Genomic DNA, 21,837 nt, shown 5'->3' with positions numbered 1-21,837 from the left:
ATATTAATTTTTAAGAGAATTGTTTTAAAGGAAGTTCTTCTTTATACCCGAACATTCCACGTTCTTTAATCATTTCTGCTACGCCTTCAGGAACCTGGGTTTCCCATCCTTTAACACAACATGCTATTTTTCTTAAAATTTCTCTGGAATAAATTTCCAAAAACTCAGGATTGTAATTTGTAATATCTACAATACGGTTGTTACGCATGAAGTATTTATACAATTCTTTCAGGTTTTCTTCTACTTTAAGATTGGTAGAATCTAACAACTGGTGCGTTTCAGGATCTTTATAAGGATACAGGTACACTCTCATTCCGTTTCGGAAAAACTTACCGAAGGCTTCAAGAATTCCCCCTGAAAGATTTTTATAGTATTTTTCGTCAAATACCATCAACAGGTTGTTTACTCCCATTGCAACTCCAATATCTCCGCTTGTATAAGAGGCAAAATAATCGATCAGTCTATAGTATTCTGAGAAGTTGGAAATAATAACAGTATATCCTAATTTGCCCAAAATATCTACTCGATCCAGGAAGTCTCTTTCATCAATATCTCCATCTGCTCTAAGGTTGGAAATCGTAATTTCAATAAGGACTTCTGTTTCTTCATGGGTACAGATTGCATCTTTAAAGAACATATCCATCCCGTTTCGAAGCATGTCTATATTTACTTTCGTTACCGGTCTGAAACTTCCTCTTACCGCAAAGATATTTTTCTTGTATAATACATCTGCCGGAAGCATGTTATTCCCCTGAGAATTGAAGATCACCGCATCAGTCATTCCGTTTTTCACCAATTGAAGAGACATCAATCTGTTATCCACATAAGAAAAAGCAGGCCCACTGAAGTCGATCATATCAATCTCCAGGTTGTCTTTTGCAATATCATCGTATAAAGACTCTACTAAGGTTCTTGGGTTATCAAAGTAATTAAAAGCTCCGAAAATAAGGTTTACCCCAAGATTCCCTAGGGTTTCCTGTTGCAAGGTAGCGTCATTTTCTTTGAATTTCACGTGGATGACGATCTCGTTGTAATCTTCATTTTCTTTAGTTTGAAAACGGATTCCCACCCAGCCGTGGCCTTTTACTGTTTTGTCGAAGTTGATGGTGGTTACTGTATTGGCATAGGAAAAGAACTTTCTGTCCGGATTGTTATCCCTTGAAATTCTCTCTTCGATCAAAGCTACTTCATAGCGGAGCATTTTGCGAAGTCTATTCTGGGTAACATACCTATTTTTTACTTCTTTTCCGTAGATGGCATCACTAAAATCTTTGTCATAAGCAGACATCGCCTTAGCAATCGTACCGGAAGCTCCCCCTGCTCTAAAAAAGTGACGAACAGTCTCCTGCCCTGCTCCAATTTCTGCGAAAGTACCATAAATAGTAGGATCTAGATTAATTGTTAATGCTTTTTGTTTAGGAGTTAGTTTCTGATACATTAGGACATTAAATTTTTTGTAAATTTACCAAAATTAAACCAACCTCAAAACAAAATGAAGTTGAAATTTTTAGGAACCGGTACTTCCCAGGGTGTGCCCGTTATAGGCTGCACCTGCGAGGTGTGTATTTCCGAAAATCCAAAAGATAAACGTTTACGTTCATCTGTAATGGTCACTACGGATGAAAATAAAAAGATACTCATCGATTGCGGCCCGGATTTCAGGCAGCAAATGCTTACCAACCAAGAACATACTGTAGATCTTGCACTGATTACCCATGAACATAATGATCATGTTATCGGGCTTGATGATATGCGACCCCTTATTTTTAAAAGTGGAAAAGATGTTCCCCTTTATTGCTATTCAAGGGTAGCCCGTGAGATTAAAAACCGTTTTCCTTATGCTTTTGCAGATGTAAGATATCCTGGCGCTCCGGCTTTTGAACTTCACGAAATAGAAAATAAACCGTTCCAGGTTTTGGATACGGAGGTTACTCCTATTGAGGTCATCCACTTTAAAATTAGTGTCTTTGGTTATAAGTTTAAAAACCTTGCCTATATTACAGATGCTGGTTTTATTTCTGAAACGGAAAAAGAAAAATTAAAGAATCTGGATGTCCTAATTTTAAACTGTATCAGAAAATTTGATCCGCATCCGGCTCATTTTATCCTTCCTGATGTCATAAAACTGTTTGAAGAGCTAAAACCTAAAAAATTATTTTTAACTCATATCAGTCATCACTTGGGTATGCATGACATTGAAGATAAACTACTTCCATCCGGAATGCACCTTGCCTACGATGGTTTGGAGATAAATTTTTAAAACTTTTTTTACAAAAAGCTTTTGAACATTGAAAAAAGTTCCTATATTTGCACACCAATTTGAAACAAACAACGCGTTTGGAGTAAACATCAAGCCCAGGTGGCGGAATTGGTAGACGCGCTGGTCTCAAACACCAGTTCTTAGGAGTACCGGTTCGATCCCGGTCCTGGGTACAAAAAAACCTCTGAAACCATTTGATTTTCAGAGGTTTTTGATTTTTAGGGGATCAAAAGGGGGACTAAAATATTATCCTTCTTATCAATTTACATAGACATCTTCTTTTATATACTCTCAATTCTCTCACCTTCAACTTAATATGCTGTCAATCCATTTTTTGAATATAACAAAGATCCATAATCAAAAATTCTCATTTTAACAAACCTATTATTAATCAAAGAAAACAAGGTAAATCCTAAGATCAAAAAAAATAACGATAAAAAAATCGTTAAAAATTTTTAACGATAAAAAAAATGTCATATCTTTGACGAGAAATAAATCGTCATATGAACCAGGATCTATTATTAAGAAACAACACAGGAATAAAATCCAAAGCAAATTTAATTGAAGGGTTTGTGGTAAGAACCAATCAATTTGAATCACTGAGGGAAAACCTGCTTAAAACCTCAGAGCCTAAAAATGTCATTATTATTGGACAGAGAGGAGCTGGGAAAACCACTCTTATACATAGACTCAATTATGAAATCATTGATAACGACACGCTTCGCAAGAAATATATACCAATAATGTTCAGCGAAGAACAGTATAGTCTTTCCGATTTAACAAATTTATGGGAAACCATTGCAATGACAATAGAAGACAGCTTCTATCAGGAGTCTTTATCTGAAACAATTGCAAGTATCATTGATAAAGAAAAGGATTTTGAGCAAAAATCATATGATTTTTTAAGAAACTTCCTAATCGAAAAAAATAAAACGGCAATCCTTTTCATTGAGAATTTTAATTTTTTCTTGAAGAAAATATCAGACAATGAAAAGAAAAAGCTATTCAGAATTTTAGAATCCGATTCGAATTTTAAAGTCATTGGCACATCAACAACTTTTAATGACGGAAATATCGATTTTCAAGAAGATGAATATAAATTTTTAAAAATTATTGAGCTTGACAGTTTAAATAAGGCAGATTGTGAAAAACTACTTATAAAGATAGGTCAACAATATGGAGAAGAGCAGCAAATTCGTAACATCATAGAGCAGCATCCAGGAAGAGTTGAAGCTTTGAGACGCTTGACTGGAGGTGTTCCTAGAACAATGTCATATTTATTCCAGATTTTCATGGACAATGAAAATGGAAGAGCTATAAAAGATCTATATTTATTGATTGATACACTGACACTCCTGTATAAGTCAGAACTCGACCAGTTATCAACACAACAACAGAAGGTCGTTGATGCTATAGCTAGAAAATGGGATGCAATTTCGGTTAAAGAAATTGCAAAAAAAACCAGATTAGAAAGTAAAAATATTTCCTCCATTTTATCTTATCTGGAAAAAAATCAATTTATCGAAAAAATACCAACAAATACAAAAAATCACCTTTACAGAATTAAGGAGAGATTTATGAATATTTGGTATTTAATGAGATTTGGTCGTAAAAATGACAAAGATAATGTTGTGTGGCTCGTTAGATTTTTTGATGCTTGGTGTGACGAATCAGAATTAACCAAACGTGTAAAAAAACATATCAATAATCTTAAAGGAGGAAATTACGACATCAATGCAGCAATTGATATGGGCAATACATTTTTGTCTTGTGAAAACTTACCAGAAACTCTAAAAGAAGAATTGATTAAAACCACCAACTCAATTCTTCCGGATCGTTTATTAAAAAATACGAAAATATCCGAATCAGGATTATTAGACAAAATAAAAAACCTGATCAAAAAGAATAAGTTTGAAGAAGCTGAAAATCTATTAGAGGACATCAAAATCAAAGATGCAAACTATTATACAGTAGCAACATCACTTTATATATTTAGTAATCAGATCAAAAAAGCAAGGGAATCTGCCAAAAAGGCTTGGGCATTGGATAATCAAAATGCTCAGATGGCAATTACTATAGGTACTTTTTATGAATTTCAAGATGACAATTTACACGAAGCTGCAAAATTTTATAAATTAAGTTTAGAGTTACCAAATGCACACGGATATGCAGCATACCGCTTGGGAGATATTGCTTTAGAATTAGAAGATAATTTTGATGAAGCAATTAAATTTCATGAAAAGGCTATTTCCATGAAGTTTAAGTTATCATTAAATTCTTTAGGCGATATTTATGCCGAGAAAGGAGATTACGACAAGGCTATTCAATATTATAATGAAGCAATTACTGCCAAAACCGGGGCACCTTACACGCGTCTAGCACGATTGTTTACAATGACCAGAAAACCGAAGGATGCAGAAAAAATGCTTTTACTGGCAATAAAAGCTAAAGAGGAGCACGGTAAAATAAACCTTGGCAGATTTTACTATCTAAAGCCAAGACCAAATTACAGGAAAGCAGAATTAGAACTTAGAAGTGCAATAAACGAAGGAAATGACGATGGGTATGTAGAACTAGCTCGAATGTTCTTAAAGATGAATCAAACTGAAAAAGCTATTGAAGCTCTTGAAGAAGGTGTTGAAAAAGGAAATGCTGATTCTGTACATCAGCTAGCACATGTGCTTGCGACAGAGAAGCAATATGACAGGTCAGATTTCATGTTTGAAAAAGCAAATGAGATGGGTGAACTTGATGCATTAGGATGCTGGGCTGAAACGATATTTAATGAGTTTAGAAACGATAAGAAGCTGTATGCCTTAGAATTGATACAAAAAGCACTAGACACAGATTTAGAACCTTCACCAAAATTAACATTACTACATGCTAAAATATTGCTCTGGAATGGAAAAGTAAATGAGTCTCTAGAAGTTATAAAGGAACCAATTCATAAGCTGATTGATGATATTGATACAAGAAGGGGCGAAACATTATACAACAAAATATTTGCTGATTTTGTAACATATTTTCTGTTGTTAATTGTTAAAAAAGAAAATACTATTTTATTGAATCTATTCAAAGAGATAGAAGATCTTGAAATGATTTTCAAACCAATTTATTTTGTTCTAATGGAAAATGTACAGGATGATTTCCCGAACGAATATTTGCGAGCAGGAAAAGAACTAAAAGAAACAATATATGAATTAAAGGAAGAATTAAAAATTTTAAAAGAAAATTTAGAGTAGAATGATATAGAATATTAGAAAATAAAAAGTCCAAGAAATTCTCACCCTCCTTGAACTTTTGTTAATCTCTCCGAGTTAAGATACCTTAGAGAAATTTTAGATTTGTTATTTTATAACGCACAAATATAATAAAAATTGTGTTTAAACAACATTTGTAATAATTTCTTTAAGAAGTGGATTCTGCCACTACTAATATTTCTAGCAGAACTTTTTGGAATTAATTATTAATATAAGTTTAAAACAATTTTTATGCAGAACGCAACAATAAAATACTATCCCGTAGGAAACGGTGATAATTCATTAATCACTCTTGAAGACAAAACAACTATTATTGTAGATTGTAATATCAGAAACTGTGTAGACGACATCTTTGATGTAAAGAAAGATCTTTTAAAAAATCTTCAAAAAGACAATGGAATTCCATTTGTTGATGTTTTTATATTAACTCATGGAGACCAGGATCATTGCAGAGGATTTAAAACCCATTTTTACCAGGGAGACCCAAGAGATTATTCAGATGAAGATAAAAAGAATAATTTAATTCGTGTTGATGCAATGTGGTTTTCACCAATGATTGCAGAAGAACATTCTAATGAAGATGAAGATGCATATCAAAAAGAAGCAGAGAGAAGATTAGAACTTCACAGAAAAGGCTCTTCACAGAAAGATAAGCCCGGTAACAGAATCAGAATCATTGGTTATGATGGAAACAAGGATTATCAGGACTTAAATCACCTAAGATCGACTCCCGGAACGGTCGTTTCTCGCTTCAATGATAAAGACCAGAAATTATTTTCTGTTTTTATTCATGCACCTTTTAAAGAACACTTGGAATCAGAAGGGGATGACAAAAAGAATTCCACAAGCATTGTTTTTCAGGCAAGATTTAAAAACAATGAATATCAACAAGACTTTTCAACATTAGCAATGTTTGGAGGAGACTCCGATCATACATCATGGGATATTATCTTGGACAAAACCAAGAAACATAATAATAGTAAGGCCTTGGAATGGGATTTATTTCTTTCGCCACACCATTGCTCTTGGTCATTTTTTAATGATCGTCCTCAAAACGAAAATCCAACTCCTAAAAAAACTTCTTTAGAAGCGTTGGATTACAGAAGAAGTAATGCAAAAGTTATCGCATCCAGTAAAAAAATATTGGATGATGACGATAATCCACCTCACTATGAAGCAAAAAGTGAATTTGTTAAAAAAGTGGGCTCTTCTAATTTTTTAAACACTTCTACATACGAACTTATTAATAAAGTTCCTCAACCTATCGTTTTTGAAGTAACATCGCTAGGAGTAGTTAAGCCTAAGCAAGGAGAAGGCACAGCAAAAGCTGCTGGAACTGCAGCATTAGGAATTGTAAATACTACATCTAAATATGGAAGTCATGACATATAGCAGCACTCTGCAAAAATATTCCGGAGAAATAGAGAATCCTTATTTAAAGGATTCTCTAGCTTCGCTGGAACGTTTAGCAGGAAGAAATCTTGATATTTTAGAATGGGGAAATCAAAGAATTGCCATTCCTTTTGAAATTAATGTTGATCTACCTAGCTTAGGAACACATGAAAACATCGATATTAGACAGATCGAACCCATCTTACTTGTTTTCGATATTTTGACATATCCAGAAAAAAGCCCCAATATTTATACAGATAGGCATGATTTTCCAAAGAATAGTTTAGCTCATTTATATATTGCAAGCAATAACCGACCACCAGCAATTTGTTATGTTCGAGAAAACGCTAATGAATGGTATTCAAATAAAAGAATTAATGATGTAATAATTCGCATTAGTAACTGGTTTAGAGCAGCTGCAGTCGGAGAATTGACTGAAGATGGAAATCAATTTGAACCAATGAGGCTTGAGGGATATTATAGTACAATATTATATGACTACAATTTTATCGTAAACTCCATTATAGAAAACAACCCTTTTCCAATTACACAGCAGTTTTCTATTGTTCAGTTTGAACAGATAAACCACAAGGAAAGACGAGCGTACAAATTCACTAAAAAAGTAACTCCTGCGAATTTTATTTCATTAGCAAAAGAGATTGAAGAACATCAAGAAAAAAATAAAGAAGATCTTACGAAACGTGAATTACGCTTAGCATTCATAATATGGAATGACGATAAAGTTATTAATGAAAAGTATGAGATAAATCTTCCAAGAAACTGGGAAGATTTTAAATTGTTTTGTGAAAGCTTTAAAATTAATTATGAAGATTTAGAAAAAATAATTGCTGAGTGTAAGATGATTTCATTTCCGGTAATTGTAGGCATAAGACGTCCAAAACCTTTGATTGGTTATTCTAGTGTTTTTGAATTGATGAACTTTGAATTTAATCTAACCAAAGACCATATCGTAGATGGCAAAATTGCAGGTAATTTTCCAATAAATATACTTTCACATAATCAATCTTTGTCAACGGCGCAAGCCGAAAAGATCTCAAATTATACAAACATACTAAAAAGAGGTGTTGTCTTTGGCTGTGGTGCTCTAGGATCTAAGATTGTAATGCATCTCGCTAGAAATGGAGTTACAAACCTGACGTTATTAGACCCTGATGAGTTTTCCTCACACAATGTTGTAAGACACGCACTTTTTGCTGATAGTATAGGTGAAAACAAAGCTGAAGCTTTACAACAGAAAATAGTAGATTTATATCCAGGTAAATCAGTGGACACATTATCTTCCACATCATTTAAGGATGGACTTATATATGAAGAAGAAACATTTAAGTCATATGACTGGGTTTTTGATTTTACTGCTTCTGAAGCATTTTTTAATAAACTTTCAGTATTACGAAGTCCTTCATCCTGTAAAATTGCAAGTGCATCAATTACAGATCATGGAAATTTAGGTTTATTATACAAAGAGGGAGTAAATAGAAACCCAAGAATTGATGATCTTCAAGCTTATCTATACTCTAGCGCTAATGATATACCTAAAATTTCTGAATGGCTCAGTAGAGAACAATTCGAAAATTCCAATAATTTATTAGTGAGAGTTGGAATAGGATGTAATTCCGAGACGACCGTATTATCAGATGAAAAAGTGTCATCTCACGGAGCCTACTTTACAGGATTATTAAAAAGAGAAATCACCTCATACACTGAAGAAGGAAAGATCTACATTCATAGAATTACAGATGACAATCATTACACAATCGAGACAGAAATGATGAACGTTAAACCCTTTGATGTTTATTCTGCAGTGAATAGTGATTGGGAGATTAGATTTAAAAATGAAATTCTTGATCATGTTAAAAAGCAAGCAGAAAAAGCAGGAAAAAGCGAAACCGGAGGTGTTTTTCTAGGGCAATGCAATCATAAAACAAAAACTATTTATGTAACAGATCTACTTGAGGCACCGTCTGACAGCAAAGGAAATTCTTCAATTTTCCTTAGAGGATTTAAGGATTTATCAAATGAAATTGATCTAATTAACAAAAAAACAGGTGGTCAAATCGGATACATTGGAGAGTGGCATTCACATCCTGAAGGTCCTGATTGTCTTAGTTCAACCGATATGCAACGTGTCGGGGAGCACAAGACAGAGCTAGAATCATTAAGAACACCATTACCAGTGTTTCTATCGATAATTACTCCAAATGGCTTTTACCCATATATTTTTTAATATGCAAAATGAAGTTAATTTAAAAAGTAAAAACACAACATTATTGTGGGTGTTTTTAGCAGCAAACATTATAATTATTCTAACTTTAATTTTTCCAAAGTTTCTTGAAAAATTTGATGTTTTATTATGGACAAAAACATTAGGAGCAAGTATTGCTCCTATTATATTATTTCTACTAAATGGACTATTATCTAGTCATCAAAAAGCAATTATAATTTTTTGGAAACTACAAGATCCTTTACCTGGTTCAGTAGCATTTTCAGAATTAAGTAAAAAAGATTCAAGAATTGATGCAAGGCAACTAAAGAATACATTTGGATACTTACCAAAAAAACCATCAGAACAAAATAAACTTTGGTATAAAATTTATAGAAAAAATTCTACTAACACATTAGTAGTAGATAGCCATCGAGCTTTCTTATTAGCAAGAGATCTGACATCATTAAGTTTTTTGCTAATGTTTTGTATGGGAGCTTTAGCACTTTTTTTTATTCAGCCTGTATATAAATATTATTACATCCTATTTCTAGTTATGCAATATTTTGCAAACTTGATTAATACTCGTAATAGAGGAAAAAGATTTGTAACAAACGTTCTTGCAGTTGAATCAACGACTTTGTAATTGAAAATTTTAACCTTTAATTAATTGAATTAGTCAATACTTAATCTGACAGTTATAATCAAATTGAATAACTTTAAAATAGATTAAGTACTGACTAATTAAGTAATTGAAATACCACCCTAGACAAAGTTTATATATTATCTTTTTCCAAATCCTGTTCAAGTTCGGATTCCAATAAAACTGGTTGTTTTTTAATATCTGATAAAATCTTTTCTAGATCATTTTTTAATTCTTCTGGATTCCCATAATTATCTAAAGCAACCGGATCTTCTGTCCACGAAATAGTTTTTCCAGTTTTTTCGTTGAAATAAACTTCATGCACTCCATAAAAAGGAGTTTCCCTTGTTCCTATATTGATAATTTGATAACGCCAAAAAATTATATTTTCCATTTATATTTATTTTCTTAAAAAAATATGCTTACTTTTAACAACGAAAAAACAGGATAAATAAAATCTGAACAGCTTAACGGTAGGATTTCTAAAATCTGAACAGTTTTTTCTTTTTAAGTTAAAAATAAACTTATAAAAATCCATCTCAATAATTTTAGAGATGGATTTTTTTGTCTTAAAGATTACAATTCAAATTAATTAACTATAAATTTATATGTTGTATTTTCTGTTTTAAGAAAATACATACCCCTCAGTAGATTATCTATTAATATTGAATTGCTTCTTAAGTTTGATTTCTTAATCAGTCTCCCTTCACTATTATAAATAAGAACTTCATTTACCTTTCTATTAAGATACAGATATTCACCGTTTTTAATTGGATTAGGATAAATTGAAAGCTGAGCCACCTTATTAATTTCACTAATTCCCAAATTTGAATAGCATGACCAGGAAAGATCATCAATAGCCACTCTTTGCCCAGTATTAGGATTTACAAGCTTAATAATGATATTTCCTGCGATATTTATATTATCAAGTGTTGTTGTCAAAACTCCGGAATTAAAAGGTATTGTTCCAACCTGGGCATCATTAATTTCCAGAACAAGGTTCCCCGGATTTCCTACAAATTTTAATTGTGTAGTGACAGTAAGACTTTTAATTCCTCCTGTAATAATAGAACTCGTAAGACTTCCATTTCTGATAACAATAGCTTTGCTATTAATTGTTTGATCGGTTCTGGAGTCTGAGGCCGTCCATGTAATATTATTATTTACCCAGATATTTGTTTCAAAAGAACTGGAGCTTACAGGAATATTTTCAAAATTTTCTGATCCGCAAGAAAAGAACATTTTGAAATTTTGATCAGTAATTTTCTGATTAATTGAATTGCAGTAAAGCATATTAGAGCAAAATAGTAATACACTGGTAATTAATAAATTGATTTTGTTTTTCATTTTTTTAAATTTTAAATTAATATTGTTTAAGTTTTGTTTTTTTAGATATGGAAATCCCTGTTCTGGATAGGCTCCAAAATTTTTTTGCTATAACACAGCTGTCGTAAAAATTGTTTGATTTAGTTAGTAGCTTCAGAAAAGCTGAGCATCAAGCTTTGTTGACTTAATTTTCTTATTGATATCTCTTTTTATCCAGATCGGATAAAAAATACGGTTTTCTTTTATTTTCGAGTAATATTTTCTTTAACCTCATTCTCTTATTTGCAATTAGAGAAATGTAGTTTATTCTGTAAACATTTAAAAAATTATAATAGTTTTTAAATGATTGCTCTTGATTATTGATTTTGGCAATAGCATTATCTATTAAAATTTCTATATTATCATATTCTTTAAAAGGAATTCTCAAGATATTTATTCTATTCTTCAACGCATATCTATTCTTAATCCAATCACATTTTATTGTTTTTTTAAAGCTTTTAAACCCTTTAAAATAATCAACCGGATAATAATGCTGATGTCCGTCAAACTCAATTATTAAATTCAGTTTTGGGATAAAAAAATCACATTTTAGTTCCTTTTCATTTTTCATTCCAGGGAATTTTTTTTGCTTTTTAAAAGTCAATTTTAGAAAGTTTAAATATTTTATGACTCTACTTTCACCAATCGTATCATTTGGATGACAAACTTTACACTTTACTGATGAAACGTACTTTTCCCTTTCCCATTCGGAACAACCACAATTTTTACAAATCAATTCATAGAAAATAATACTTTTATTATTTCGATCTATGGAACCGAAGAATGAAAAAGAGCTGTTCTTTTCTATTAAAATATTATTTATTTTTTCAACAAGATTTTCTCCAAATTTCTTTTTGTACTCCCTCGTTTTAGCGCAATCCGGACAAATATTATTTTTTCCTATTGAAACAGCTGTCTGTAGATAAGGCTTTTTATGATGACCAAACAAATTACATTTCACCAGAACCATACTGTTTTTGTCATTATGAAGATGACCTTCATATCTGATTACAATTTGCTTATCCCTGATAACAGAATTTTTAGAATTTTTTATTCTAGTGTTTAGTTCTGGAAGAGGAATACGGTTGTTCCCGCTTTGAATTATTGAAAGACATGGAGGACATTTTTTAGACCTTCTAAATATTTCAACATCTTGAACGTCTTGCTCAAAGGGTTTGCAATCATGTTCATTACACTTAAGCAAAACTACTTTTTTCAAACTTTTTCCAGACGGTTTATAATACACATCAATAGGGGTGTAGAAATGGTTATTTTCTGCACAAAGAATTTTTAATTTTTCAAGAGTTTCACTACAAATTCTTTTTTGATTTTCAGTCATTATTAAATCATTTTCCATATTAAAAATTTTTACAAAATTATCTCTTTAAAGAAATTTTTTAATTTTTGTCAAAAAAGATTTCAATTATTTTCTGTAGTTCCAAATAAAGCCTTGTCAAGTTCTTTATAATCTACTTTCGGCTTTTCCGCTGCTGTTTTGACTGAATCTTTTCTTATAGCAATTGAGATTAAAAAGATCATTACTATTAATAGGCTTACAATGCCCCAAACTGAAATTTTGCTCTGTAATATTTTCATAACTTTTTTGTTTTTTAATTATTTAATAATTATCTGATTTATAGACTCCTACTTGAAAAATTAAAGTTTCTTTCATTTTCTTCAAGCTCAGCGGATGAATTAGTTTCTTCATCTTCAATTATGTTGATTCCGCTAAATTCTTCACAACTATTATCGGGAGCCGGATTCATTTGCCTGGATCGATCTTGCTTGTTTTCATTTTTATTAATTTCGCCCTTGAAAAGAGAAATAATTTCATTGACTTCATCCCGAACTTTTTCATAATAATCAGTAATGACGAAATCAGGCTGATTATTAAACTGACTGTCTATCTGATATGCTAATTGCTTCCTTTTAACAGGCAAAAATTTCTCATGAATATAGGCTTCAGAACTTTCGGCAACTCTTCCGATGAATTCACCAACCGGCAGCTCCATAAAAACTGAATTTCTGAAAACGTCTCTTTCCTGTACAGATCGGCTTTGACCAACATTTCTTTTAAATGGATTTAGAAAATGACGTGAAGTATTATTACTTTCAAAATATTGATCTTTTTTACCAAACTGTTTACTGAGAATATCTGCAGTATGACTACTCGAAACCTGTCCGTAAAAATGGTTAAGACAACTTGCAAATAATACATCTGCTTTTTCTTTTGTGTAACCGTCCGTAAGTTGTGAAAGATCCTGACAGAAGAACATACTGGCTATTTTATTACTTCTTCCTGTATTTGGTAGAGTTTGAATGTCATTAATAAAGACAGTAGGAAACTCATCCAATAAAACAAAAGAATGATGCTTATTTGGTTGATTTAACTGTTTAGAAGCCACTGAAATCACCAAACTACATAATGGAGCTAACGTTGATGCAATAGATGGATTATTGCCTACAGTTAAAACAATCGGATTATCCGGATTATTAATATTTAAATCAAAATCCTCTCCACCAAAAATATACATAAATTCAGGTGTATTTATTTGTGCAACTGCTCCCTGTAATGAACCTACTACCCCTGCTAATTGTGAATTAGCCTCACTTTCTAAAGCTGTTGCAAGGGATAAAATCATTGCTTTTGTTTCTGTGTTTGAAGACAATAAGGCAATTAGGTCGTTGTGATTGGTTGCTATTAGAGCCAAGGTGTGTGGTAAGTCACAATATTTGGGATACTCTCTTTTCAGAAACCATATACAAGCGGTTAACAAATCTGTTGCAGAACGTGACCAAAAATCCTCTTTCTTAATAGATTCTTTCATCAAATTTTTAGTGATGGCAGAAGCGTATTCCCTTGCATATGCTGAGTGTGGCAAATATTTTGGATTTAAAGGATTGCATCTATGGCTTTTAAGTGAATCATTAAAATTTAAAACATAATGCTTGATATCCGAATCTGAATAAAAAAGTTCTATATCATTTGCCAGTGCCGGATACTTAAAATCATAACAGATACCAGCAAACTGTTTTTGCGCTAACTCTCGTATAAAAGGAACTGCAAAGCTTTCAGATTTTCCTGCTCCTGGACCGCCTATTACTAAAATCCCACGAAAAGGATTAGGAATTTGAACAGTTCTTTTTTTGGTTTGCAAAGTTAATCCCTGAGATTTTTTCTTTGAATCTTTCCATAATGAAAAGCCCGTAAATTGTTTATTAATAAACCCAAAAGGATAAAAAATTAGTCTTTTATAGAAATTGAAAGGTGTTTTCAGTGGCGGAATTAAAGATTTTATTATCCAGAATTGAATCAGAATGTACAAAAGCTCTGCGTATCCGAAACAAATTCCTACAACTAAAAATTTTAATCTTGACAAAAGATTCGCATCAGGAGATATCACCACTGAAAATCCATAACGAGATATATCGTATAGAAATGAATTTATGCCTATAACTTTCATTCCTAACGTATAAAGGACTAATAAAATCATCCCCACAATGACAAATTTTATTATTATAATTGGATCTTTTTCCATAATTTTTTAATCGTTTTACAGGCTTAAGCCTTGGTTATTTTTTTTATTTTGTTCAATAGTTTTTTTTATTTCGACTTCCTTAACAGATTCATGTTTCATAGCTTTTATAATAGCCTTTCTTTGCTCTTCAACAGTTCCGTTTTTCATCGCATTACAATATTCAAAAGTCTGTTTATAGCTTCTCTGAAAGGTAAATTTTTCATCAAATGATTCTTCTACTTTGTTAATGAAATTTTTCCGGTCAAAACCGCCAGTTACCTGACCTTTGCTAGTATTTTTATGGTTAGTCATCGGAGAAAGCTTCATCCTATTATTTTTGGATTTTCTGCTTACAATGATGTGGATATGAGTATCTATATTATTTTTCTGCTTCCTTTCATGATGAATTTTACCATAGTACATAAGATCTTTCGCTTGTAAGCCTTTCCCAAAATTTTCAGCATATCTTTGCATTACCTCCTTTCTGACAAAATCCTTCAATGCATCGCTTCGTTCCTTTGAATCTTTTCCAATTAACTGTAATTCTTGTTCTGAAGGGCTTATCGTAATAACAAAGAACTTTGCATCTTTTTTCCCGATTGCTTTTTTGTTGTTGTCAATAGCTTGAATTACTTCAGACGAAGAAATTTTATTTTGATCGTGAGAAAAAAAATGTTCAACTTCTTTTCCCTCCTTTACCCTTTCCATGTCCTCATGCTCCAAATAATTAACAAGACTTTCAGAACTTCCGGAGTTTGCATATCTTCCATTGCCTCCACCTTGAATTTTAACGTTCATATTTATTCTGTTTTAGCCTTTGTCATTTATTGCTTTTAAGGAATTTTTAGTTTCCATAGCAAAAGCATTAAACCCTCTTATGAAATCATTAAAATGTTCGATTTTTAAAATTCTAGAAAGATCATTTTTAATTCTTTCTTCGCTCGATACGATAGCTTCAAAACTTGGTTTTATAGTTTCTTTTTCTTGTGTCTTTATAAAAGCAATAACTTGATCAATCCGTTTTATTACTTTCTCAAGTTCTGCTTTAGAGGATTCATGTTTTGTTGGATCTAGCCCGGTACGTTCAAAAAAATCTAAGGAAATTGTTATAAATTCTTTTTTTGATATACCTTTTCTCCTTACAAATTCTTCTAGCCTTTTAAGGTCTTTTTGTGAAATTGCGATAGTTGTATTTTGAGTACTTTTTGTTTCCATTATATTGATTTATATATGATTATCATGATGGATAAAGGCTTTCAAGTGTTTTATATATCGACGATATATTGATCATAAATAAATAATTTTCGTAACTTATTGACGGTTAGTCATTTCCCCGGAGGGGCAAGAGGAAAGCAGTTACTTTTTGCAAAAAAGTACAGCTTCCTCTTGCTGGATAAATCCACCCTTATCAGCCACGAGAAACTCATTAAAATCCTTGTAATCTTTATATATGAAACTATAATCTACTGCATTGGAAAATGAAGACAATAATTCATCTTTTGTCTTTTTCCCAGCAGAATCATTGTCTAGAAAAAGTAATATTTCCGAATAGCTTTTAAGGTAATTTTTGGCTCTATTTAACATCGAAATTGAGTTAAGAATTATAATATCTTCTTTCAATTTTTCTTGAAGTTCGATATAAGAAAGCGCATCAAAAAAGCCTTCAAAAACAACAATTTTATTGCTGTCATTTTTAATGATCGAAATATCTTTTTTCAAAAGTGAACCTTTATAAAATGAATTTCTTAGTTCCCATCCTCCGGATAAATTTTCGAATCCAACAGCATACAATTTTTTATTATTAATCGTAAATTTTATCTCTTTTAAAAATCTGAATGATCTTTGAGTAAGACCTCTTTCAAATAAATATTTTTTCAGATTCCAATTTTGAATTTCCGCAACTTCAGTGATGTTGTAATTTGGCTTCTCAATTTCCGTCTGCTGATGAAAAGAAGAAAAACTTTTTTCGGATGCCCAGGAGAGAATTTCGTTGATGGAATAATTAAAATATTTCTTTAAAAAATCGATGTTATTTCCGCCAACACCTTCTGAAAATAAATACCATTGATTTTTCCTTTTATCTAATTTAAAAGAAGCTTTTGTTTCGCTTCCGAACGGACTTAGATACCAGGCTTCATTTTCATTTTCTTTATTTGGGAAGTATCCAAGAGAACAAAGGATTTCTTCCATTAGTATAGAATTGACCTGTTTACAATTTTTCATTTTTTTTTTTTTGATTAGCAAAAATTCCTTTTAATAAAAAAGAAAACTTTTAAATACTTTTAATATATATTTTAGTAATTCCCGCAAACCCTTTGTAGAGGGTAGTTTGAGTTAAAAATGAAAGGAGTGCAATACCGCAATTGACAGGAGCGCAATACCGCAAAAACAAGAGTGCAATACCGCAAAAGCATCAATTATGTCTGAGCGCAATACCGCAAACAATTGGTGAATTCACCAAGGTTTTTCCTAATCACTGGCTTTCTAGCTAAAAATTTGATGTGGAAAAGAGCGCAATACCGCAAATCTGACGGTAAAAACTGAAATTTTAACTTTTTCTTAACTTCAGAGAGTGCAATACCGCAATTGGAGAGAGCGCAATACCGCAAACACAGGAGTGCAATACCGCAAACTAAATTATATTATGACAGGATATGCATCCGGAAATCTTTTTCCGGTTTCTGATTCCCGGTAAACTTCAATAAGAAATTCTTGTAATTTCTGAAGGAAATAAATCCCTCTAATATTGGCAGAAGGTTTTCCTCCAATCCTATTTTCTTTAATAAATCTTTTGTAAGCTTCGTCAATCTGAAGCCTTATTTTTAAAATATTAGAATAACTATACAAGAATCTGGTTAAGTCAATATTTTCTAAATAATACCGCTGTCTAAAATATCTTATTCTTCGATTTATAAGTCTAACATCATTAGCCCTCTCTGTTAAAAGCCCTTCTTCAATATTCTTATTTAAATACGGAATAATTGAAATTGCATCATGTTCGTATTTATAATTGAATGATAGATGATTTAATGTATTGAGGTTTAATCTGATTGGCTTCAAAAACTTAATGCAGAAATCATTTGAATTCTTATAATTAAGATTAAACTTCTGATTAAAAGTCGAAAGTTTCAGAGTTGTACCGTTCTCAGGAATCTTAGATAACCATATTGCAAACAAAACGTGTTTGTTATTTCTGATTTTATAGACCAATTCATACATTATATGATTATATTCTGTTAAGACAATCAATTTTTTAAGCCAAAAACTACTTATTAAAAATGAAGTGTATCCTCTTTCTTCATAGCTAGGTAAAGAGATTAGTCCTCCAAAGGTTTTAATATCCTTACCCGCTATATTTTTTGATGTGTACCAACCCATTCTGAATTTTGTAAGATATTCATATGCTTCAACAATTTGTTTACTGGATCTTTTTTCTGAAATCTTTCTATTTCTGATTTTCATAGAGATAAAAACATTATTTTCAGTTTCGAATTCTTCATCAAAAAGAGTGAGTTGTCTCACTTGCTTTTCAGGCATAAACTGATCATTTCTCAGAATTGATATTATATTGAAAATAATTCTTAATGCATTTATGGGTATATCCGTTGCTTTATTATCCTGAAACAAAAAGTCATCTGCAAATTGGTTCCCTATTCTTATAAACTCAGCCCTCTCAATGTCATCATAGCTTTTTTTAACAATTTTTCTACTTTGATCGGAAACCATATGTGTCATTTTTAATTTCTCATTAACGCTTTAAAAATCCTTTGAAAAATTGAAATTGTTTTTGAAAATAAATTCTTTAACATTTCACTAAAATTTTCTCTATAATATTTGTCTACGAAATTTTCCTGAACCAGAATATTACAAGCTAATCTCCGGAGATGGTGTCTTGATAGTTCTGGATTTCTTTGAATAGAATTCAAAAATTCTTTCCTGGCTGTATTATTAGGTAAAGAATCTAGCTGTTTAATCAGTTTGTGTAATTCGTTCATGACAATTCTGACTATTTACGATTTCTTCTACCGTATTCCAGAAGCTCTTTTTTCGAATAGTAAAACCTCCCGCTGAAATTATAATGAGGAAGATTCTTATTTTTCCTGTAGTGAATAATTGTTGGAATAGAAACGTGTAGGAATTTTGAGGCTTCAGTCTGAGATATGAGGTCTTCGGGCTGGTTTTCTTCGTTTTTTGAAGGCATTATGAAATTCTGCGCTTTGTTGAGAATAATCTCAACTGCTTTTTCTAAATCATTTTTTGAATGTGAGAAAAGTTGTAGCATTTTAATAAACTTTTATTGGTTTTTCTAAATGCCAAAGTTCATGTTTAAATTGACTTAAAAAAAAATTCCGCTAAAAAACGGAATTTCAAAACAATGTAACACATTGATTTTTATTTATTTAAGATCAACACCTTTAATCATTAGCGGATTAATGAGTTTAACTCTTTTTGTATTTTTGGATCTATGTTAAATCTATCCTCTCTATGAGCTTTATTTATAGAGGAATTTTTATACTGCTCAGGTTTACTGGCAAAATGAGTTAATAAATATTGAAGATCAGGAACATTATATTCAAATTCTACCCCTTTATATTTTGAAAAAAAACGCATGATATATTTAACATCTTTAACCGTAAGATGATTTGTCGTTGGGAATTTATTAATAGATTCGTCTGCAATAAATGTAAATAAATCTTTAAAATCATTTTTTAATGGTTCATTATTATCTAATACTTTATCGACAAATCCATTAAAAAGAGTAATTACTTGGGTATGATTAATATTTAGTTTAAGTAATTTTTTATATTTTTTAATAATAAAAACTGTATTAACCTTTTCTTTTAACTCTTGGAATTCAATTTTTTGTATTTCAGTTTTTGTGACTATTTTTAGATCTAAATCAAATTGTTTATATTCTTCCATATCAAATAATATTGGAAAATCTAAAAATTCCGAATAGATTTTATTCTCAGCAATGTTAAGAGCTGAATTTAATTTACAGGGAATATTAGAAAAGCCAGCTTCAATATCATCCAATATGTAATTTTTATTAAATAATTTTACATGGTCTAAAAGTGTACGTTCTTCAAGTCTTTCAGGTAACTTAGCTATTTTATCAAGCATTCTAAACATATTCTTATTATCAGTTATTAAAGAAATATCTGTACTTAAAATATCTACCAAATCAGCCTTATCAAAAATAAAAGGAGCAATCAACAATAAATTATGATCTTTAAATATTGGTTCATCATAGTTTTCGCCCTCAATGAAAGTGAGTAGTTCTGAATTTTCTATAACTCTATCAATTATATAAAAAAGTTCCATTTTATAAAAAAGGTAAATGAAGATAATTGCGTCATTATAATCAATAATTTCAAAATTATATCTGTCCCAAAGTTCATCCCTTCCTGTAACTACACAAAATAATATCAATGAATTAATATTATCTCGATATTCTTCAATTAATTTTTCATTTGTAAAGTAAAATTCTTCACATAGTTTATATGTAAGAAAGAACTTAGGGATATCATCTAGGTAACTTTCAGCATCCAATTTCATTAACGACTTAGACAATAGCCTATGTTCATCTAGATAGTCATTAAGAACCTTTTCTGAGTTAACAGAAATATTCAAAAAATTATAAATTTTGATATGTACGTCTATTTCCATGCTTTATCCATTTGATCATCAGTAAATGCTTCAGTAACTTTCATATATTTATCAAGAACAGCATCTTTCTTAATGTTTGCTATTTTTTTAATTGCTTTGGGCTCCATACCTAAAAGAAGTGAGTTTGTTATAAATGTCTTCCTGGCTGTATGACTACTGATAAGCTCAAATTTTGGTAAAGTTTTAGAAAGCTTTTTAGAACCTACAAACCAATTTATTGTTGTCATAGTATTAATTTCAGCCTTTTCACAACACTCTTTTATATAGTCATTAAATTTCTGCTGAGAAATAGATGGTAAAGGCTCATAAATTGTTCCCTTGTATTTATCAAGAATGGCTTTAGCATACTTATTTATTTTTATAGCATGATTTTGTGTTTTTGTCTTCTGTATTGATAACACAATATGATCCTCTGAAATATTAGCTAAATGTAGCTTTGCCAAATCAGAAAATCTTAACCCAGTAAAACAACCCATACAATAGAAATCACGAACATGACTTAATCTATCATTATCAAAATCATGATTATTTAACTTTAAGAGTTCATCAAATGTTAGATATATAATATCAATATCATGCTCCGTAGCCTTAAAATCTTCAAAGTCTCTTTTATTTTGATATCCTTTTTTAATACAGAATCTGAGCATTGTTTTCAATACAGCAATGATCTTAGCGAAATAATTATTTTTTATTTCTCTTTCAATAAAACAATACCTGGATAATTCTTCAAAAAAACGATCGCTTATTGATTCAAATTCAATTTTGTAATTAGTATCATTTTCAAATTCTTTTAAAAAATTTTTGACCGTAGTCTGTGCTTTCGTTGTATTATAAGCTTTGGATAATTTACCTATCTCAATAAATTCATCAAAACAAGTAAAAAAATCAAAACTAGAAACTACTACATCTTTGGATTCAAACTTTTCAATAAAAGTCTCTTTATTAAATGAAATTTTATTGGCTTTAAAAAAAAGAAAAACATCATTAATTCTATTCTCAAGAGATTGTAATGTTTCATTAATTTCTAAATGATTATTGTATTTTTCTTTTTTAGAGTTTGGTGAAACTCTAAATCCATTCCAGTATCTAAGCTCACAACTTTCACCAGTATTGCGTTTGATAATTGTCTTCTCATGTTTTATTAAAACACGAATAGGCATTAAGCTATCTTGAGTTACTTTATCCTTTCTTAATTCGAAATAGTACTTCATTTTAAATTTAAAATAGATGAAACAAAATAAAGGGGGAATAAAAAGGGGATCATTTTAAAAATAAAAATCAAAAAAACTGACTAAACTTTAAACAATCAAATTTTATCTAACTCAAATATAGCAATATACGAACAATTAAAACTAATTAAAATTCACTAAAAAAATATGATAGTTCGGTCCTGGGTACAAAAAGTCTCTGAAATCTAAGATTTCAGAGACTTTTGCTTTTTGGGAGTAGTCAAAAGGGTGTCTGATTTTTTATTTAATTCAATTTTTTTCAACAAAAGAATTAAGGAT

18 protein-coding genes and 1 tRNA gene are annotated in these 21,837 nt (G+C 30.8%); 6 read left to right on the top strand and 13 right to left on the bottom strand.

Features of this window, described 5'->3' with window-relative positions:
• Window positions 1-10: 10 nt before the first annotated feature.
• Window positions 11-1,438, bottom strand: coding sequence for a TonB-dependent receptor (locus GTR01_RS21780; RefSeq protein WP_160139830.1), 1,428 nt, complete (start codon window positions 1,436-1,438; stop codon window positions 11-13).
• Between the two features lie 54 nt (window positions 1,439-1,492).
• On the opposite strand from GTR01_RS21780, the gene GTR01_RS21775 reads away from it, so the two are divergent.
• The 6 genes from GTR01_RS21775 to GTR01_RS21750 all read left to right on the top strand — a co-directional run bounded on the left by GTR01_RS21775 (window position 1,493) and on the right by GTR01_RS21750 (window position 9,779).
• Window positions 1,493-2,260, top strand: a complete 768-nt coding sequence (locus GTR01_RS21775) for an MBL fold metallo-hydrolase (RefSeq protein ID WP_160139829.1) — start codon at window positions 1,493-1,495, stop codon at window positions 2,258-2,260.
• A 93-nt stretch (window positions 2,261-2,353) separates the two neighbouring features.
• Window positions 2,354-2,433: transfer RNA gene (locus GTR01_RS21770), tRNA-Leu, on the top strand.
• Window positions 2,434-2,763: 330 nt separating this feature from the next.
• Window positions 2,764-5,502, top strand: coding sequence for a tetratricopeptide repeat protein (locus GTR01_RS21765; protein WP_160139828.1), 2,739 nt, complete (start codon window positions 2,764-2,766; stop codon window positions 5,500-5,502).
• 249 nt (window positions 5,503-5,751) lie between these two features.
• A complete protein-coding gene (locus GTR01_RS21760; RefSeq protein ID WP_160139827.1) occupies window positions 5,752-6,912 on the top strand; it encodes a cobyric acid synthase CobQ in 1,161 nt (386 codons plus the stop codon).
• On the top strand, window positions 6,893-9,157 hold the full coding sequence (locus GTR01_RS21755; protein ID WP_160139826.1) for a ThiF family adenylyltransferase: 2,265 nt from the start codon (window positions 6,893-6,895) through the stop codon (window positions 9,155-9,157). The genes GTR01_RS21760 and GTR01_RS21755 overlap by 20 nt, the downstream gene beginning before the upstream one ends.
• A 1-nt stretch (window position 9,158) precedes the next feature.
• Window positions 9,159-9,779, top strand: coding sequence for a hypothetical protein (locus tag GTR01_RS21750; RefSeq protein ID WP_160139825.1), 621 nt, complete (start codon window positions 9,159-9,161; stop codon window positions 9,777-9,779).
• A gap of 130 nt (window positions 9,780-9,909) precedes the next feature.
• Here the strand turns inward: GTR01_RS21750 and GTR01_RS21745 are convergent, their stop codons facing one another.
• From GTR01_RS21745 to GTR01_RS21690, 12 genes are all read right to left on the bottom strand, one after another.
• Window positions 9,910-10,170, bottom strand: coding sequence for a hypothetical protein (locus tag GTR01_RS21745; RefSeq protein ID WP_160139824.1), 261 nt, complete (start codon window positions 10,168-10,170; stop codon window positions 9,910-9,912).
• A 194-nt stretch (window positions 10,171-10,364) separates the two neighbouring features.
• Window positions 10,365-11,123, bottom strand: a complete 759-nt coding sequence (locus tag GTR01_RS21740) for a T9SS type A sorting domain-containing protein (RefSeq protein ID WP_160139823.1) — start codon at window positions 11,121-11,123, stop codon at window positions 10,365-10,367.
• A 172-nt stretch (window positions 11,124-11,295) separates the two neighbouring features.
• Window positions 11,296-12,498, bottom strand: a complete 1,203-nt coding sequence (locus GTR01_RS21735; protein ID WP_160139822.1) for a hypothetical protein — start codon at window positions 12,496-12,498, stop codon at window positions 11,296-11,298.
• Between the two features lie 62 nt (window positions 12,499-12,560).
• Window positions 12,561-12,737 (bottom strand): hypothetical protein, encoded by a 177-nt coding sequence (locus GTR01_RS21730; RefSeq protein WP_160139821.1) that lies wholly within the window; start codon window positions 12,735-12,737, stop codon window positions 12,561-12,563.
• 38 nt (window positions 12,738-12,775) lie between these two features.
• On the bottom strand, window positions 12,776-14,680 hold the full coding sequence (locus GTR01_RS21725; RefSeq protein ID WP_160139820.1) for a type IV secretory system conjugative DNA transfer family protein: 1,905 nt from the start codon (window positions 14,678-14,680) through the stop codon (window positions 12,776-12,778).
• A 15-nt stretch (window positions 14,681-14,695) separates the two neighbouring features.
• Window positions 14,696-15,457: a DUF5712 family protein gene (locus GTR01_RS21720; protein WP_160139819.1), complete on the bottom strand. Its 762-nt coding sequence runs from the start codon at window positions 15,455-15,457 to the stop codon at window positions 14,696-14,698.
• A gap of 12 nt (window positions 15,458-15,469) precedes the next feature.
• Window positions 15,470-15,874 (bottom strand): BfmA/BtgA family mobilization protein, encoded by a 405-nt coding sequence (locus GTR01_RS21715; RefSeq protein ID WP_160139818.1) that lies wholly within the window; start codon window positions 15,872-15,874, stop codon window positions 15,470-15,472.
• A 141-nt stretch (window positions 15,875-16,015) separates the two neighbouring features.
• Window positions 16,016-16,882: a toprim domain-containing protein gene (locus GTR01_RS21710; RefSeq protein WP_160139817.1), complete on the bottom strand. Its 867-nt coding sequence runs from the start codon at window positions 16,880-16,882 to the stop codon at window positions 16,016-16,018.
• Between the two features lie 414 nt (window positions 16,883-17,296).
• Window positions 17,297-18,385, bottom strand: a complete 1,089-nt coding sequence (locus tag GTR01_RS21705; RefSeq protein WP_160139816.1) for a hypothetical protein — start codon at window positions 18,383-18,385, stop codon at window positions 17,297-17,299.
• Between the two features lie 280 nt (window positions 18,386-18,665).
• On the bottom strand, window positions 18,666-18,941 hold the full coding sequence (locus GTR01_RS21700) for a helix-turn-helix domain-containing protein (protein WP_160139815.1): 276 nt from the start codon (window positions 18,939-18,941) through the stop codon (window positions 18,666-18,668).
• A gap of 140 nt (window positions 18,942-19,081) precedes the next feature.
• Window positions 19,082-20,329, bottom strand: a complete 1,248-nt coding sequence (locus tag GTR01_RS21695; protein ID WP_160139814.1) for a hypothetical protein — start codon at window positions 20,327-20,329, stop codon at window positions 19,082-19,084.
• Window positions 20,320-21,540, bottom strand: coding sequence for a site-specific integrase (locus GTR01_RS21690; RefSeq protein WP_160139813.1), 1,221 nt, complete (start codon window positions 21,538-21,540; stop codon window positions 20,320-20,322). Before GTR01_RS21690 ends, GTR01_RS21695 begins: the two co-directional genes overlap by 10 nt.
• Window positions 21,541-21,837 lie beyond the last annotated feature (297 nt).

The organism is Chryseobacterium sp. c4a, from assembly GCF_009900745.1.
Lineage (GTDB): Bacteria > Bacteroidota > Bacteroidia > Flavobacteriales > Weeksellaceae > Chryseobacterium.
Note: the sequence above shows the minus strand (reverse complement) of the source record. Positions and strands in the feature narration are given on the sequence as shown.